Origin of the sequence: Herpetosiphon giganteus (assembly GCF_016907925.1) — a bacterium.
Classification (GTDB): Bacteria; Chloroflexota; Chloroflexia; order Chloroflexales; family Herpetosiphonaceae; genus Herpetosiphon; species Herpetosiphon giganteus.
The window spans coordinates 147,933-164,474 of the sequence record NZ_JAFBCZ010000012.1 but is presented as its reverse complement, the minus strand read 5'-3'; the positions used below and the strand labels follow the sequence as shown (position 1 = coordinate 164,474).

General features: G+C 50.6%; 14 protein-coding genes and 1 tRNA gene. 8 read left to right on the top strand and 7 right to left on the bottom strand.

Features of this window, described 5'->3' with window-relative positions:
* Positions 1-165: 165 nt before the first annotated feature.
* Positions 166-801 carry a class I SAM-dependent methyltransferase gene (locus JOD20_RS13145; RefSeq protein WP_204755693.1) on the bottom strand — a complete coding sequence of 212 codons (636 nt, stop codon included), beginning with the start codon at positions 799-801 and terminating at the stop codon, positions 166-168.
* Between the two features lie 536 nt (positions 802-1,337).
* Here JOD20_RS13145 and JOD20_RS13140 point away from each other — a divergent pair.
* The 3 genes from JOD20_RS13140 (at position 1,338) to JOD20_RS13130 (ending at position 5,036) form a co-directional block, all read left to right on the top strand.
* Entirely contained in the window at positions 1,338-3,026 is a 1,689-nt protein-coding gene (locus JOD20_RS13140; RefSeq protein WP_204755692.1) for an ABC1 kinase family protein, read from the top strand.
* A 205-nt stretch (positions 3,027-3,231) separates the two neighbouring features.
* Positions 3,232-3,540 (top strand): hypothetical protein, encoded by a 309-nt coding sequence (locus JOD20_RS13135; protein WP_204755691.1) that lies wholly within the window; start codon positions 3,232-3,234, stop codon positions 3,538-3,540.
* A gap of 101 nt (positions 3,541-3,641) precedes the next feature.
* On the top strand, positions 3,642-5,036 hold the full coding sequence (locus tag JOD20_RS13130) for a glucose-6-phosphate isomerase (protein WP_204755690.1): 1,395 nt from the start codon (positions 3,642-3,644) through the stop codon (positions 5,034-5,036).
* A 44-nt stretch (positions 5,037-5,080) separates the two neighbouring features.
* Here JOD20_RS13130 and JOD20_RS13125 read toward each other — a convergent pair whose 3' ends face one another.
* The 5 genes from JOD20_RS13125 to JOD20_RS13105 form a co-directional block, all read right to left on the bottom strand.
* Positions 5,081-5,521 carry a hypothetical protein gene (locus JOD20_RS13125; RefSeq protein ID WP_204755689.1) on the bottom strand — a complete coding sequence of 147 codons (441 nt, stop codon included), beginning with the start codon at positions 5,519-5,521 and terminating at the stop codon, positions 5,081-5,083.
* Positions 5,522-5,829: 308 nt separating this feature from the next.
* On the bottom strand, positions 5,830-6,234 hold the full coding sequence (locus JOD20_RS13120; protein WP_204755688.1) for a hypothetical protein: 405 nt from the start codon (positions 6,232-6,234) through the stop codon (positions 5,830-5,832).
* A 112-nt stretch (positions 6,235-6,346) separates the two neighbouring features.
* The gene (locus JOD20_RS13115; RefSeq protein ID WP_204755687.1) at positions 6,347-7,531 is read right to left on the bottom strand and encodes a phosphoglycerate kinase; all 1,185 of its coding nucleotides are present in this window, start codon (positions 7,529-7,531) and stop codon (positions 6,347-6,349) included.
* A 153-nt stretch (positions 7,532-7,684) separates the two neighbouring features.
* Entirely contained in the window at positions 7,685-10,165 is a 2,481-nt protein-coding gene (locus JOD20_RS13110) for a DNA translocase FtsK (RefSeq protein WP_204755686.1), read from the bottom strand.
* A 128-nt stretch (positions 10,166-10,293) separates the two neighbouring features.
* Positions 10,294-11,589 (bottom strand): glycosyl hydrolase, encoded by a 1,296-nt coding sequence (locus JOD20_RS13105; RefSeq protein WP_204755685.1) that lies wholly within the window; start codon positions 11,587-11,589, stop codon positions 10,294-10,296.
* An 894-nt stretch (positions 11,590-12,483) separates the two neighbouring features.
* Here JOD20_RS13105 and JOD20_RS13100 point away from each other — a divergent pair.
* The 4 genes from JOD20_RS13100 to JOD20_RS13085 all read left to right on the top strand — a co-directional run bounded on the left by JOD20_RS13100 (position 12,484) and on the right by JOD20_RS13085 (position 14,114).
* Positions 12,484-13,221 carry a hypothetical protein gene (locus tag JOD20_RS13100; protein ID WP_204755684.1) on the top strand — a complete coding sequence of 246 codons (738 nt, stop codon included), beginning with the start codon at positions 12,484-12,486 and terminating at the stop codon, positions 13,219-13,221.
* A 122-nt stretch (positions 13,222-13,343) separates the two neighbouring features.
* Positions 13,344-13,419, top strand: a tRNA-Arg gene (locus tag JOD20_RS13095).
* Positions 13,420-13,556: 137 nt separating this feature from the next.
* Positions 13,557-13,718, top strand: coding sequence for a hypothetical protein (locus JOD20_RS13090; protein ID WP_160319534.1), 162 nt, complete (start codon positions 13,557-13,559; stop codon positions 13,716-13,718).
* A 99-nt stretch (positions 13,719-13,817) separates the two neighbouring features.
* Entirely contained in the window at positions 13,818-14,114 is a 297-nt protein-coding gene (locus JOD20_RS13085) for a hypothetical protein (protein ID WP_204755683.1), read from the top strand.
* On the opposite strand, the gene JOD20_RS13080 is transcribed toward JOD20_RS13085, so the two are convergent.
* Positions 14,111-15,136 (bottom strand): AAA family ATPase, encoded by a 1,026-nt coding sequence (locus JOD20_RS13080; RefSeq protein ID WP_204755682.1) that lies wholly within the window; start codon positions 15,134-15,136, stop codon positions 14,111-14,113. The genes JOD20_RS13085 and JOD20_RS13080 overlap by 4 nt on opposite strands.
* Positions 15,137-15,333: 197 nt before the next feature.
* Here JOD20_RS13080 and JOD20_RS13075 point away from each other — a divergent pair, with 197 nt between their 5' ends.
* Complete coding sequence (locus JOD20_RS13075) at positions 15,334-16,536, top strand: leucine-rich repeat domain-containing protein (protein WP_204755681.1); 1,203 nt, start codon at positions 15,334-15,336, stop codon at positions 16,534-16,536.
* The last annotated feature ends 6 nt before the right edge of the window (positions 16,537-16,542 follow it).

Sequence of the window (16,542 nt, the reverse complement as noted above, 5' to 3'; positions counted from 1 at the left end):
TTAGCGGATAGGGTTTGCACCATCCAGTATACCACCCGAGGTCGTTCTGTATCCTCGGTTTAAGCGTCCCTGTCCGCCCTTAAACACCTAGCGGGCGAGGGGGAGCCGACCATTTTTACCACAAATTGCGGGAGAACCATGGGGTTGGGTGAGGGCATCAGCACATTAGCGCGCTTGAAAAATTGCCAAATAGGCTGGATGCCAAGGTAGGTTGCGCCAGAGCAACGCCGGAGCAAACGGCGAGTAGGTTTCAAACACCGTTTTAAAGCCTGCTGCCTCGGCAACCCCGCGAAACTCACGGCCACTTGGCCGATAGATATGAGTTGGGTCGGCATCATACGAGCCGCGATAGATTCGCGCTTGCAAACGGTTGCCAATTGTTGGCAAGTGGGCCACAAACAAACCACCCAATTGCAAGCGTTCGCGAATGGCGGCAACCGCCAAAGCTGGTTGCTCCAAGTGCTCAACCACATTGATCGCCGTAATCACATCGAAATTAACGCTAAATGGAATGCCATCCAAAATACTGCCAACGAACAACTTGGCATTGGGCAGGCGTTGTTGGGCTTGAGCCACAGCATAGGCCGAAATATCGGTGCCAAATGGCTCAAACGGCGGGGTCATCGATTGCAAAAACAAACCCAAGCCACAGCCAATATCCAACAAACGGCCAGTTTGGCGAAAACGCAATACATGGCGACGAATATAGCGGTCTCGCAAGGTATCAACAAGGCTTTTGCGCCCAGCTTCAGGCCGCGACATGGCATAGTAGGCCTGATCATACGCATTTCCATCGGGCATTGAACTAACCCTTTCAATAGATCTAGAAGGTTTTTGAAGCTAATCCAGTGTAGCATCAAACCGCATGATCGATCCACGAAGAATAGAAACCGCGAAGAACACGAAGAGCGCGAAGGCCGTTTTTGCCACGAATTCCACGAATTCCACGAATACTTATTTTAGCCACAGATTGCACAGATTATGATGATTATCCTGCTATGCCCCACATTTCATCCTTCATCCCTCATAATTCATCCTTTTGCTCTCTGCACCGCTGCGTTAAAATCCGATCCACGAAGGATGGGAACCGCGAAGAACACAAAGAGCACGAAGGCTGTTTTAGCCACAGATTATGATGATTATCCTGTTATGCCCCCACACTTCATCCCTCATCCCTCATAATTCATCCTTTTGCCTTTTGGCTTTTGCCTTCTGACTTTTGATTTTCATCCTTCATCCTTCATAATTTCCCTATGTTCTATGTTCTCTGCTCTATGTTCTTACTCTTCGCACTTGATTCCTTACATCGTCATCACCAGCCTGCTATAATACCGAGTATGAGTAAAACAGAGTTGGTGTCGTTGCCGAATGTTCCACGTCGCCGCCGTTTCTTCCGCGTCGCGTGGTTTTTTGTGCGCTTAGTCGCCCATATCATCGTCTGGGATCTGTTGCTTGGACGACAATTTTGGTTTCGCTGGTACGCGGATCGCACGCGGATCGAGCGCTATCGGCGTTTCTCGCGGCGTTTTCGCGATTTAGCGATCGACCTTGGCGGCGTGATGATCAAGCTTGGTCAATTTGCCTCAACGCGGGTTGATGTGCTACCGCCAGAGGTGGTTGAAGATTTAATTGGCCTGCAAGATGAAGTTTCGCCTGTGCCCTTTGGCCTGATTCAAGCCACCATTGAAGCAGAATTGGGCCAACCAATTAGCCAAATTTTTGCTCATTTTGAGCGCCAACCAGTTGCGGCGGCCTCGTTTGGTCAAGTGCATTTTGCCACGCTTCACGACGAGCAGCCAATTGCGATTAAAATTCAACGCCCACAGATCGAGCAATTTGTGGCGATCGATATTGCCGCGCTGCGTTGGGTTGCTGGTTGGATGCAATATTATGGCCCGATTCGCCGCCGCACTGATTTGCCTGCGCTGATCGAAGAATTTTCACGCATTACCTTGCGCGAGCTTGATTACCTGAGCGAAGCCGAGCATGCCGAGCGCTTTCGGCGCAATTTTGCAGGCAGCGAGCATATTTACGTGCCCCAAATCTATCGCGAGCACTCGACCGAGCGCATTTTGGTGATGGAACGGATCGAGGGCATTAAAATTTCGGAATATGCGGCGCTTGATGCAGCAGGCATCGATCGCCTCGATTTGGCCGAAAAGCTCTATTTGGCTTATTTGCAGCAATGTTTTACTGATGGCTTTTTTCACGCCGACCCGCATCCAGGCAATTTGTTTGTGCGGCCTGTTGGTGATCCGTTGGCTAATGGCAAACGCGCCTTTGTTATCACCTTCCTCGATTTTGGCATGGTCGATGCAATTCCTCAATATGTGATGGATGGCCTCGCCACAATGGCCGCAGGCGTGGTAATGCGTGAGCCACAGCGTATAATCGATGGTGCACGCTCGATAGGCGTGGTGATGGCCAACGCCAACGATCAGCAATTGCGCCAAGCTTTGGAAATTTGGTTTTCCTATACCTATGGGCGCACTATTCGCGAGCTACAACAGATTGATGTTGAGGGCTTCGTCGGCGGATTAAGCGAATTGCTGTACGATTTACCGTTTCAGTTGCCACAATCGTTGCTCTTTTTGGGCCGCACGGTTGGGATTATCGGTGGCGTAGCGGCTGGCTTAGCACCAGATTTCGATATTTTCAGCGTGACCAAGCCGTTTGCCTTGCGCTTTATCCGCGAGCAAACCAGTGGTCGCGATTTGCGCGAACGAGTGGTGAATGAAGGCCGCGAATTAATTACTGATCTGAGCCAAATTCCCCGTCATGCCAAGCAATTTTATGCCAAGGCCGCCCAAGGCGATCTGCAAGTGCGCACCGAAATTGTTAAACTTGAGCGCACCACCAAACGCATCGAACGCGCATTTACACGGCTTACCGCGGGCATCGCCGCCAGTGCGCTGCTCATTAGCGCCAGCATTTTGCAAACGATGCAGCAGCATAACCCTTGGATGTGGTGGCTGGCAGGTGGTTTGCTGCTCTGGGCCTTGTTGCCACGCTTTAAAGATAATTGATCCACGAAGAGCACAAAGCGCACGAAGGTTTGAAACCACGAAGCACGCGAAGAGCGCGAAGGTTAAGTTTTTAGCCACAGATTTTTAGGATTGGGCTTTTTGACTTTTGACTTTTGCTCTTTGACTTTTGCATTCTGACTTTTGACTTTTGCCTGTTACATTCATCCTTCATCCCTCATCCTTCATACTTTCTTGGGGAGTGTTTATGAGTTTTTTTCGCAAGCTTTTTGGTGGTGGCAGCAGCCAACCAACCAGCGATGCTGGGATTTATTTACAGGTGCGTTGCAAACGCTGTGGTAGCGTCATTCGGCTGCGCATCGATAGCCGCAACGATCTGTCGCAGCGCGATGACGACGAGAATTTCTTTGTGCGCAAAACCCTCGTTGACGACCGCTGCTACAGCCGGATTGAGCTTGAGGCGGTGTTTAGTCCTAAACGGCAACTGATTAATTGTGAGATCAATGGTGGCACGCTTGTGGCTGGTGAAGAGAATACTACCGCCAACAGCCACTGAGTATGGTACGATTGGCATAGTTGGTCGTTTGGCAACGAAGCCAGAAACTGCACCGCAGCAGCCTGCTACAAAGACCCACTTTCGCAACGATAAGGAGTGTCATGAGTACTCAAGCTATTCGCTTTGATTACAACAATGTGATGGCCGATGTGATTGGTGAACATGGATTAACTGAGGCTGAAATTGAGGCAGCATTGCCCCACGCCGCCGCCGCGATTGAGGCTGTGTACGCTCAACGCGCCGAATTAGGCTGGATGGATCTGCCTTACCAAGATACGAGTGAAATTATTGCCCAAGCCCAAGCCGTGCGCGCCCGCGCCGATACCTTGGTCGTTTTAGGCATTGGTGGCTCAGCACTTGGCCCAATCGCCACCCAAACTGCGCTTCAACACCCGTTTTACAATAATTTGCCGCGTGAATTGCGCCGTGGCCCAACCCTGTTTGTGCCCGATAACGTCGACCCAGAATTGAACGCTGGCTTGCTCGATGTGCTTGATCTTGAGCGCACTGTGTTCAATGTGATCACCAAATCGGGCACGACCGCCGAAACCATGGCCTCCTTCATCTACTTCCGCGAGGCCTTGGCCAAACGCCTCGGCCAAGATAAATTGGTCGATCACTTGGTGCTGACCACCGATCCTAAAAAAGGAGCTTTGCGCCAAATTGCTGATCGCGAAGGCTATCCAACGCTGCCAATTCCAGCCAGTGTGGGCGGGCGTTTCTCGGAGCTTTGTTCGGTTGGCTTGTTCCCGGCGGCAGTTACGGGGATTGATATTGATGAATTGTTGGCTGGCGCTGCTTATGCCGACAAACGTAGCCAAGAGCGCGACCCACGCAAAAATCCAGCCGCAATGTGCGCCTTGATTCAATTTTTGCTCGATAAAAAGGGCAAAAATATGGTCGTGATGATGCCCTATGCCCAGCGTTTGCGCGATGTGGCCGATTGGTTCCGCCAATTGTGGGCCGAAAGTTTGGGCAAGCGGGTTGATCGGGCTGGCAATGTGGTCAATGTTGGCCCTACGCCAATCAAATCGTTGGGCGCAACCGACCAACACTCGCAAGTGCAATTGTATGCAGAAGGCCCATTCGATAAATTAATGCACTTCTTGTTTGTTGATCAGTTCCAAGTTGAAGCACCATTGAGCAATGCCTATCCCGACATCAACGAGCTTTCGTATCTCGATGGCAAGAGCTTTAGCCAATTGCTCAAAGCCGAAGGCGAAGCAACCCAGTTGGCAATTGCCGAAGCTGGTCGGCCAAGCATTGCCCATCACTTCCCAGCGGTTAATGCCTTTACGCTTGGCCAGTTCTACTACATGCTCGAAATGCAAACCGCCTTTGCTGGCGAGTTGTACGACATCAACGCCTTCGACCAACCAGGGGTTGAGGCTGGCAAAATCGCCACCTACGCCTTGATGGGCCGCGAAGGCTACGATGCTCGCCGTCACGAAATCGAGCAAGCTCGTGGCCGGAGCCGCAGCGAATTCGTGATCTAAATCTGATTAATTAAACCTGCCATGTCGCTTGCATGGCAGGTTTTTTAGTTAATTGCTTTTTGAATATGTGGTTGCGAAAGATAGCTCAAAATCAGCACCGCAACCACTCCCGTTACGATTGTGAATAAAGGCCAAATCGTCATTGGCGCTTGGCCCACAAAAAGCTCATAGAGCATATTGATGATTGTGATGCCTTCAACCAGCACGATACACCGATAGGCCCAGCGTCGCGCCCGCAATAAACCAATAAACAAGCCAAAACGACTCGCATTGAGCAATAACAACAGCGCTATCCAAAAAATCTCAGCATTCATGCCGCAGCTCAAGGTTGCTGGCAGCGAAACAGCAATGCCAATCAGCATTGTGCCGATATATGAGCAACTAGCGAGCGCAAAAAAACTGCCCACAATCGCATTATAGCCACAAATCGATAAAATAGGCCCTTGGCGTTGCAACTGAGGGTTTTTGGGCACTTGATACATCATTCGCTCCTTTTTAGCTAGAGACGTATGTGATTGCCGCACAATTACCAACCCAAAAAACACCCATAGCATAACAATGCTACGAGTGTCCGCAGATTAATTGCGTGTAACGCTTATGTGTAATGGTTATTCGATTAACAGCCAGAAGCATGCCCTCACCCCAGCCCCTCTCCCACTGAACGCGGGCGAGGGGAGCACTGTTCTCGTGGTTCCCCCTCGCCCGCGGGCGGGAGAGGGGGCTAGGGGGTGAGGGGGCAAACCGTCGTTAATTCAATAAACCATTACACTTATGCGTTATTTGATTGCAGAAATTAATGGTTAATCTGAGGACGCAAGAGATAGCCAAGAATCACAAGCCCAATCATTCCAATGCTGATCATTATCCATTCATAGATTCGAATGTTACTGAAGGCTAAAGCATAACCAGCATGGATAAGCATCAGCGTTTCAATCACCAAGCTTCCCCAATATGCCCAGCGGCGATAATTCATTAATCCTACAAAGAAAATCAAACGGCCAGCATTCGCAAGCACTATCAGGGTAAGCCAAAACGTATTCATAATTCGATGACTATCCAACATATCACTATCAATCATCGTAGTAAAAAAAGAGATGCTGTTGATTGCCGCTAAACAGCCCAAAACCATATAATATAAGCTTATCAGCATCATTGGCCATGTTCGCAGTGGCTTTGTATTATGCGGCACTTCATACATAGCGCTGCTCCTCTCAGCTCAAAGAATGCTTGCAGGTTAAAGGTTATCGCTACCAAAAAGCCCCACAGAAGCATAGGTTCTGCGGGGCTGAGTGCTGGATGAATCGAAGGCGTTATTTATCGTTGAGCGCGGCGATGCCTGGCAGCACTTTGCCTTCGAGCAATTCAAGGCTTGCACCGCCACCAGTTGAGATGTGGCTCATCTTTTCGCCTAAGCCCATTTGCTCAATCGCTGCAACTGAATCGCCACCACCGATAATGGTGATTGCGCTGCTATCGGCCAAGGCTTGGGCAACGGCGCGCGTGCCAGCGGCAAATGGCTCTAGCTCAAACACGCCCATTGGGCCGTTCCAAATCACGGTTTTGGCTTCGCTAACAACTTGGGAATAGGTTTGGCGCGTTTCAGGCCCAATATCGAGAATCCGCCAGCCATCGGGTACATCATCGACGCTCAGCACTTGGGTATTGGCTTCGGCACTGAAGGCATCGGCCACAACCACATCGCTTGGCAACAACAATTTCACGCCACGGCCTTGAGCTTCGTCGATCAAACGGGCTGCTTCAGCCACGCTCTCGGATTCGACCAATGAATCGCCAACAGCCTTGTTTTGAGCCAGCAAGAAGGTATTGGCCATGCCGCCACCGATTAGCAACGAATCGACTTTGCCAAGCAAGTTTTCGATCACGCCGATTTTATCGCTGATTTTCGCACCACCGATGATGGTGACAAATGGGCGCTGAGGATCATCCAAGGCCTTGCCAAGGGCTGCCAACTCGGCTTCCATCAAGAAACCAGCTACAGCAGGCAGGAATTTGGCTACGCCTTCGGTTGAGGCGTGGGCGCGGTGAGCAGCGCCAAAGGCATCGTTCACATACACATCGCCAAGTTTGGCCAATTCTTCGGCCATGGCGGGGTCGTTCGATTCTTCGCGGGGGTCGAAGCGGGTATTTTCCAACAACAACACTTGACCAGGCTGCAAATCTTTCGCAGCTGCTTCGGCCTCAGCGCCAGTTGTGGTCTGAATATAGTTCACTGGGGCATCCAGCAGTGATTGGAGATGATCGGCAACTGGCTTGAGCCGAAATTCTTCGGCTACTTTTTTCTTCGGTCGACCCAAGTGCGACATCAAAACCACGCTGGCACCTTGTTCGAGCAAATAGTTGATCGTTGGCAACGCTGCCCGAATCCGTGTGTCATCAGTGACTTTGCGTGCTTCATCAAGAGGCACATTGAAATCAACCCGAACTAAAGCTCGTTTTCCGCTCAACGCTACATCACGAATGGTCTGCTTGTTCACAGTGATCTCCTTGTACAAGGCTATAGGTGATAGGCTAACTGGGCGCTATCAGTACTACGAACCAAGAACCGCATAGCCTATGCTCCCATGATAAACGATTTCGTCGATTTGCTGGGTAGCAGGCTCTCCGCCACAGGTGCAGGAATATCACCGTTATTCGTCGCTAGCTTGCGCACCTTGATTTGGATTCAGCACCTCGCGCGAGCGACTGCCCTCGGCTGGCCCGACAATGCCGCGTTGTTCGAGCAGTTCGATCAATTGGGCAGCTTTGCTATAGCCAATTCGCAAACGTCGTTGCAGCATCGAAGCCGAAGCCCGTTGATGTTGGCGCACCAATTCAATCGCCTTGGGCAAGAGTTCATCTTGCTCGTCTGCCTGCAAAAACACATCGCCCATGCTAGTTTGGCTATTGGCTGCTGGCGCTGCTTGGGCATTCGTGGCATTGCCAGCATTGGCTCCATTCGCTTGGGCTAATTCTGGGGGAATTTGCAAGCGCCAGAATTGCACCACCCGCTCCACTTCGCCATCGGAAACAAATGTGCCTTGCACCCGAATTGCTTTGGCTGCATCGACCGCCAGATAGAGCATATCGCCCCGACCAAGCAATTGCTCAGCTCCAGGCGTGTCCAAAATAACCCGCGAATCGATTTGTGAGGTCACGGCAAAGGCAATCCGAGTTGGGAAGTTGGCTTTGATCAGACCAGTTACGACATCGACCGATGGGCGTTGGGTCGCCAAAATTAGGTGAATCCCAGTGGCGCGCGCCATTTGGGCCAAGCGACAAATCAAGGTTTCAACTTCATCGGGAGCGAGCATCATCAAGTCGGCCAACTCGTCGATGATAACGACGATATAGGGCATTGGCTCAAGGTCGGGGCGTTTGCGCGCCGCTTGCATATAGCTTTCGAGGTTGCGAAAACCGCCCTTGGCAAAGACCTTGTAGCGCCGCTCCATCTCGCGCACTGCCCACTTGAGCGAGCTAACCACGCGTTCAAGCTCAGTCACCACCGGCGTGAGCAAATGCGGAATGTTGTTGTAGACAATCAATTCGACCATTTTGGGGTCGACCATGATGAATTTCAGCTCGTTGGGCGTGTGCTTCATCAAGAGCGAAATAATGATTGAATTGATACAAATACTTTTGCCAGAGCCAGTGCTGCCAGCCACCAACAAGTGCGGCATTTTGGCGAGGTCGGCAATCACCACGTTGCCCGAAACATCTTTGCCAAGCGGAATTTTGAGCTTGCCACGTTTGACATCAAAATCTTCGCTGCCAATCACATCGCGCATCGCCACGGTCGCAATCGCCGAGTTAGGAATTTCGATGCCCACAACTGAGCGACCTGGCACTGGTGCTTCAATTCGCAACGATGGTGCAGCAAGAGCCAAGGCCAAATCGTTTTGCAAGCTGGTGATTTTGTTAATTTTGACCCCGATCGCTGGCTGGAGTGCAAATTGAGTCACTGCTGGCCCAGTGTTGGCCTCGACCACGCGCGCCTCAACCCGAAACGAGGCCAAAGTTTCTTCGATGATACGGGCTTTTTCGCGCTTTTCTTCATCGCCAATCTGGCCTTCGACAAAATCATCGAGGGTTGGCAGGGTTGGCAACGGCCATGCACGATGGGTCAAGGCTTCGTCTGGCTCGATAAAAGCAGCTTCCTCGGCGCTAGCGTTGGCTTGATTCGGCTTGGCTTCATCGGTGTTGGCTGGCTTGAGGCGCTTGGTTGGAGCCATTGTAGTTGGCACAACCGGCGGCGGCGCAACTTCTTTGCGGCGGGGTGGTCGGCTTGGGTCAGGCAGATCGCGATTGAACAAACTGGCTTGCGCAGGCCGCTCGGCAATCGGCGTAAGCATCACTTCTTGGCTGGTGGTATCTTCAATAATCGCTTGACGACGTTTGTTGCTGACCTTGGGCATAGCTTGAGGCGCGGGCAATTCCAGCGGTCGGTAATGCTCCTCGGGATAATCATCAAACATTGGCGCACGCTGCACCGGCGCACCAACCAAGCGGCGGCCTAAAATACGCAAGCCGCCAGTGTAATACAACAGCGCGGCCATAATTTGGCGCAAGGTTAAATTAAAGGTCAGCATAATGCCGATTAGGCCGACGGTAACCGAAAAGAGCAATGCGCCACCCTTGCCGATGCCGCTAATCAAGATCGTAAGCAAGGTTTGGCCGACCACGCCACCGCCAGCCCCAACATGAAACTCAGGGTGTTCGCGATGAATCTCGTAGCCAGGATATTCCAGCAGCATCAAAAGCGAAAGCAACACCATCAGCGTGCCGAGAATATTCGCGCCGCTCAGGCGATTGTCGCTAAATCGCTCTTGAAAGATCATCAAGCCGCCCAAAATGCCAAGCGCCACCGGAACCAGCACCTTGCCAGTGCCAAAAGCACGGGCCACAGCGGTATTCCATTGCGTGCCAATGACCCCTTGATCGCCGCTAAATGTACTGAATAGCAAGGTCAATAATCCCAGAAACACCAAAATAACCGCAAAAATCTCACGCTGAAGATTTTGGGAAAGCTGGATTTGCGGGGTAATGGTTGGTTTGGCTGCGCCACGTTTGCGGGCAGTTGCGGCTGGCTTTTTGCCACTTTGGCGCTTTGGCGCAGATTTTCGCGTTGACATTGCTACTCTATCCCCAAGTGATGTACTCAATTCGTTGGCAGTTGTTTGCTTCGATTATAGCACACACGGTCGAATTGAGCAGCCTGTTGCTGCTGGCCTGCAAACGGGTTTTAGGCCGTCAGAATGCGCTAATTAACGTTATTGAGCACTTGTGGAATCCAAACCCGCTGACGAAAATTGTGCACTAAATCGCGGTAGGCATAGAAACTTGGTTTATACAAACTTACCGCACCATTCAGATCATAGGCTCCGTTGCTATCGTAATTGATGTGCACCACACCCCAAGCCTCGCTGGCAGGCGGAAAATCCTCATATTTAAACCAAAACCAGTTAGCAATTTCTGGGCGACTATAAATCGTTGCGACAAATTGACGCATAAAATCTGCTTGGCGTTGCAGCTCATTGGCATTGGTTGGGTCGCCACGAGTGCCAATTTCGGTCAGCCAAAGTTTGCTGGTTTGATCAAACATGCGCATGGTCGCAACCAAACTATCTAAGCGCGGCCCCACCAAAGGCAAAAAGTCGTTATCATCGACCAAGCGCCGCATCTCTGCTGGGTAGGGATGATAGGCCACGCCATCAATGGGATATTTGCCGTTATGGCTATTGGCCCAATTGCTGAACGGCGCAGCTTGATAGAGCGCTTGCAGATAGTTGCGATCAGTCCGATTCGATTCATTAGAAGTCAACGGGTGCAAACCACCAACGATCAGCGGCGTTTGATCATTGCGGTTGGCATCGCGCAAAATCCGATACAACTTGGTGATCGTTTGGGCCAGATAATAGGGATTCATCTCATCTTGCTGGCCGTTCGTGGCATCGCGCAAGGCAAAATAGAAATTTGGCTCGTTGAAAATCTCATAGGCATCGATACGGCCACGGTAATAATCGGCGATGCTGATCGCGCGTTCGAGCCATGCTTTTTGATAAGCATTCACACCGCAGCCAATCGGCGCTGCTGGGCAGGGATTCAGCTCGCGGTCGGGATTGCTGGTTGGAATGCTGCCGGAAACCGTGCCGCCATCAAAATGCTGTACCCCAGCCTGCGGGCCGCGCAAAATATCGGTTCCCAGCAAAGCCAGCACCTTCAAGCCCCGACTATGCGCAGCACTAACGAAATAATCAGCTTGAGCCAGATTAAAACTGCCATAACTTGAACCATCCCACGTGCCGTGAAACTCGAAGCGCACCCAGCGCCCGCCCATGGCCACAATTTCATCAAACATACGATTGATAAAAGCTTGATTGACGGCGTTAGGATAGGCTGGATTCGTATTCCACTCGTAGGCTGGGTCGCGCACGACAATGCCCCACCAATCGCTTGGCTGGTCGGTTGGCGGCTCGGCATAGCTCATTGCTGGCAGCTGAGTCAGCAAAAAAATCATGAGCATAAAGCCCAATAAGCGTTGGCATATTCGTCGCATAAACTTGCTCCTACTACTTGCATAACGTACTCCAACGTTAAGTATTGATAAGCAAGAGCGCTTTAGCTAGCAGATTTATTACAGATTTGTTACAGCGATTAGTTTATTTCAATTCTATACTGTGCTTCTAACTCCAAAAAAGATCTGGAGCGCAATCAATGTATAGAATTAATCATAGCAATAATCAATTTTTGATTCAAAATTTCAAAAAATTTCTATTATTCGTGATGACTCAGCAATTCAAGCCCAGTATTATAGCAGCATTAATCTACACAATTCACTATATTGTTACCCAAACACCCGCTGAAGTTCAACAAATATCAATCGTTCAATTAATATTGCTTTCATGGTTATTTATTTTCCTACCAATGAATGTAATTGCAGGTTTAATTTATACAGTTGTGCTTTGGTATAGGTTTCGAACAAAGGAAGTTAATCTCGATAGCTATCGCAAGAGCGTAGCATTAATTGCATTTTGGGTTCTATTTCTATGGGTGGGATTAGCATATTGGTTGATTATAGATGATTATGATCACACAAAAATTCTTACATTTATTCTTAGTTATCTCGTTCAATGTATCTTTCAATTCTATTTTATTCCATATCGGTTGTTTAAGCGCTATACGCCACAGATCTAATCAAAGTCTGCACAATAGTTGATCCACAAAGCGCACGAAGAAGTTGTAACCGCGAAGAACGCGAAGGACGCGAAGGCTGTTTAGCCACAGATTGAGCTAAATTATGTTTGATGAGGCTATTGCCTTCTGCCTTTTGCCTTCTGATTTTCGGCATTCATCCCTCATAATTCATCCTTCATCCTTGTACTTCATATATTCTTCACAGCAGTGGTGTATGCTCAAGCCATATCGAAAAACACGACACAACGGAGGCAGTATGAAAACAATCGGAAAATGGCTAGCAATTGTGGCAATCGCTTTTAGCTTAGTGTTTGTTGGAGGGCGCTTAACCAACACCAGCGCCCAAACCCCAACCACGCCTGATAGCACCACAACTCAGCCAACCACGCCTGACAGCACAAACGTCGGCCCAGGCCCAGGCTTTGGCTTTGGCAAGCGTGGCGGACGTGGTGGGGGTATGGGTCAACGCGGCGGCATGGGCATTCATCATCAATTGGTTGAGCAAACCGCAGCCTTGACCAAACTGTCGGCTGCTGATGTACACGCCAAGTTGGTTGAAGGCGCTTCATTGACCGAAATCGCCACCGCCAACGGCAGCAGCGAACAAGCAGTCATTGATGCAGCTGTGGCCCAATTAGAAACCAAACTGAACGAATCAGTCAGCAGCGGCAAAATCACCGAAGCCCAAAAAACCGAACGCCTGAGCAACGCCAAAACCGAAGCGCCAACCCTGATGAACCAAAAAGGCGTGGTTGGCAATAAAGGCCCAGGTCGCGGCGGGCGGGGCCAGCATTTGCTGGTGCAAGCAACCGCTGAAGTAACCGGCTTGACGGTTGAGCAAGTCAAAGCCGAAGTACAAGCAGGCAAAACCTTGGAGCAAGTGGCGCAAGCCAATGGCAAAACCGTTGACGATGTGATTGCCAACTTGCGCGCCAAAGGCGAAGAACGCTTGAACACCGAGCTTGAACGCGCTCGCGAAGCCTTAACCAAATAAGCCAGTTCGCCCTCGGTTTCCTCCACACAGCATTGAGAACAGCCGAACGCCCATGGAATTCCATGGGCGTTTGGTTTTTAGCATTTGCAACAAAGCCTAGTTTAGGGTATTCTATAGGCGTTGCGACCGTAGCTCAGTGGATAGAGCATTGGTCTTCGGAACCAAGTGTCGGGGGTTCGAGTCCCTCCGGTCGCGCCAATAGCACCTACTTACGAACCACGTAAGTAGGGCTTTTTTTTGGCTTTACAAAGGCCTAAACCAGTGTGACGCTGTTTGTCACAGCAGGGTGCGATACTAGCCTTAGTTCTAACGCAATGTTAATTCGGAGGCAGGCTATGTTGAACATCCAAACCCAACCATTCAATCGCACATTGGCTCTGGCAATCATCACCGCATTGGCGTTGTTGATTTTGGCAACCAGCCTGATCAATCCTGCGCCATTGGCAGCAGCGTTTGAGCCACAAGCCCAAGCTGTTTGCACATTTTGCGGCCAATAAGCTTAATTGTTATTGATTCGACACAGGGTTGTGTTTTATCTCCCCTTGCAATTGCCCCATGCTATACTTCCCCAGGTGTGTTTGATTTAAGGTATCTCAATGACAATTGAATTTTGGAGTTGGCTGGCCAGCGGCGTTGTAGTGCTTGGCTGCGCTATTTTAGCCTGGCGCATCAGCAATGGCAGACGGCGAAGAATCATCACCTTCGCGATCTATGCTAGCTTATTTGGCCTAAACTTGGCTGGAGTTGAATTAATTGCCAGTGGACTTGATCAATTATTGGGTTCATGGCTGACAGTCAGCCCAACCAACCTAGCCCGTTTAAGGCTTGGCTTTGCTACGATTTGGATGATTGCTATCGTCTTTGGCTTACAACGAGTGCATAAATATTCTTAGCGCCGCACGCCAGAGGCCAATTCTTGGCGCTTGTATTTGCAATGGTCGCAAAAATAAACCCGATAGCCTGCCAGCATCACTTGTTCTAAGGGCCTGCCACAATGCGGGCATTCCTCGCGGACTGGGCCACGAAAGTTGGGCTTTTCTTCAGCTTGCAAATTGCTCACGAGCGCTGGTTGTGGTGGCGGGGGAATTTCAACTGGCGCAGCAGTTCGGGCAGGGTTCGGCAAGCCATTATTCACAGGTTGCGCAACTTGCTCAGGCATTGGCTTGGCTTGGAAATTAAACACCTCGCTGAGCTTTTCGACCAAGGCAGCATAATCAATCGCCCCATTCGAGCGTGGATCATACTCATAAATTGTTTTGCCTTCGGCGGTAGCTTCAGAAAGTCGCACATTAACCCGCACTGGATCAGTAACCAAAGTGCCATATTCTTCACGCAAGCTCGCGAGCAAGCGATGCGATTGGCGATTACGGCCATCGAACATGGTTGGGATAATCATGCGCAGCGCGCCCATTGTGCCTTTGATGCGGGTGATATTGCGGCCAAGTTGGCGCAAGCCTTGCAAGGCCAAGTGCTCCAAGGCGGTTGGCACGATAATGTCCGAGGCCGCCATCAGCGCATTTAAGTTCAGCACAGTCAACGAAGCGCTACAATCAATCAACACAAAATCATAATTACGCACGACAGGGCGCAGGGCATTTTCGAGCACCCGACCCCAATCTGGGCGTTTGCCAATATCCGATTGCGCCTGCAACAAGGCATCGCTCGAAGCAAGTAGGTCGATATTTGGGCGTACTTGCACGACACAATCAGGAATTTTCTTATTATCGATCAAAACATCGTACAGCGAGCGGCGGGGTTCGGCATGCCCAAAACACATACGCACATTGCTCTGTGGATCAACATCGATCACAAGCACTGAGGCACCTTTGATGGCAAAACCGGCGGCTACATTGACTGTGGTAGTCGTCTTACCAATACCGCCCTTGAAGTTGGTGACGGCAATTACGCGAGGCATAGGATACAACTCCTGAGTAGACTGCTTGCAGTGTACGGTAGAGTGTAGGCAACGTCAAGCAGGCGAATGCTGACGCGAACCAGCAACACCCCTTACGAATACGCTTCGTAGCCTAGCCATTGCGGGGGAATCAATCGCCAAGGGCAGTATGCTACAATGAACCAACAATGAAATAACCCGACACAGAGGTCGTTACGATGGCAAAGCTTAAAAATTACATAGTCTCCTTGGATGATGTGTCCACCGTCGAAGAACTCAAGGCCGCCTTACGTGAACGGCGTTTAGTTGGCGTGACCCAACTAACCCTCAATGGTCGCAATTGGGGTGATGCTGTCGCTCACACGTTGGCACGCTCACCACACATGGCCACAGTCCGCGTGCTTGATCTCAGTGAAAATCAATTAACTGATGATGCAGTGATCGCGCTGGCGCAATCGCCCCACTTAAGCCAATTGCGCACACTGCGCTTGCAACGCAACCAAATTGGCGATGCAGGCCTGATTGCCTTGGCTCAATCACCTCACCTGAGTAAACTCACCGAACTAGAGCTATATCGCAATCGAATTGGCGCTGCTGGCGTGCAAGCCTTGAGTACCTCGACTAGCCTAACCCAATTAACCAAGCTGCGGCTCTATCGCAATCAACTTGGCGCTGAGGGTGGCGCGGCCTTAGTCGCAGGCCAGGCCTTGGTCAACCTGCAATTGCTCGATATTGATCACAATGAGTTGGGCGATGCTGGGATTATTGCGCTAACCAACGCCCAACATCTGAGCCAATTAACTGCCCTAAATTTGAGCAACAACAATATTGGCCCTGATGGAATTAAAGCCCTTGCCGCCGACGAGCAATTGAGCAATTTGACCCACCTTGACCTGAGCGATAATGATGTGGGTGTTGCTGGAGCCAAAGCACTAGCCGAATCGCCCTATCTGCGCAGCATTGTGACCCTCAATCTCTCGTCGACCAATATCGATGCAGCAGGCCTTAGCGCAATTGCCAACTCGCCAGTGCTGGCCAACACCGAACGCCTCGATTTGCGCTCGAATACGATTGGCGATGAAGGCTTAACTGCCTTGGCTCAATCAGCACATGTTACGAACATCAAGGCCTTGTTGCTCAACGATAATGCGATTGGCGATGCTGGCGTGCAAGCCTTGACCACCAGCACAAGCTTGGGCAATTTGGCAGTGCTGTATCTGGCCGAAAATGCGATTGGCGATGCTGGTGCAACCAGTTTGGCCAACAGCAACAATCTTGGCCAGTTGCAAGAGCTTGATTTGTGGGGCAACCAACTAACCCGCAGTAGCCAAGAAGCCTTTGGCCATTCGCCAACCCTGAATAATTTGGTGCTGCTTGATCTTGGCATCAGCGACGACGAAGACGAGGAAGACATCTTCTAAATCACG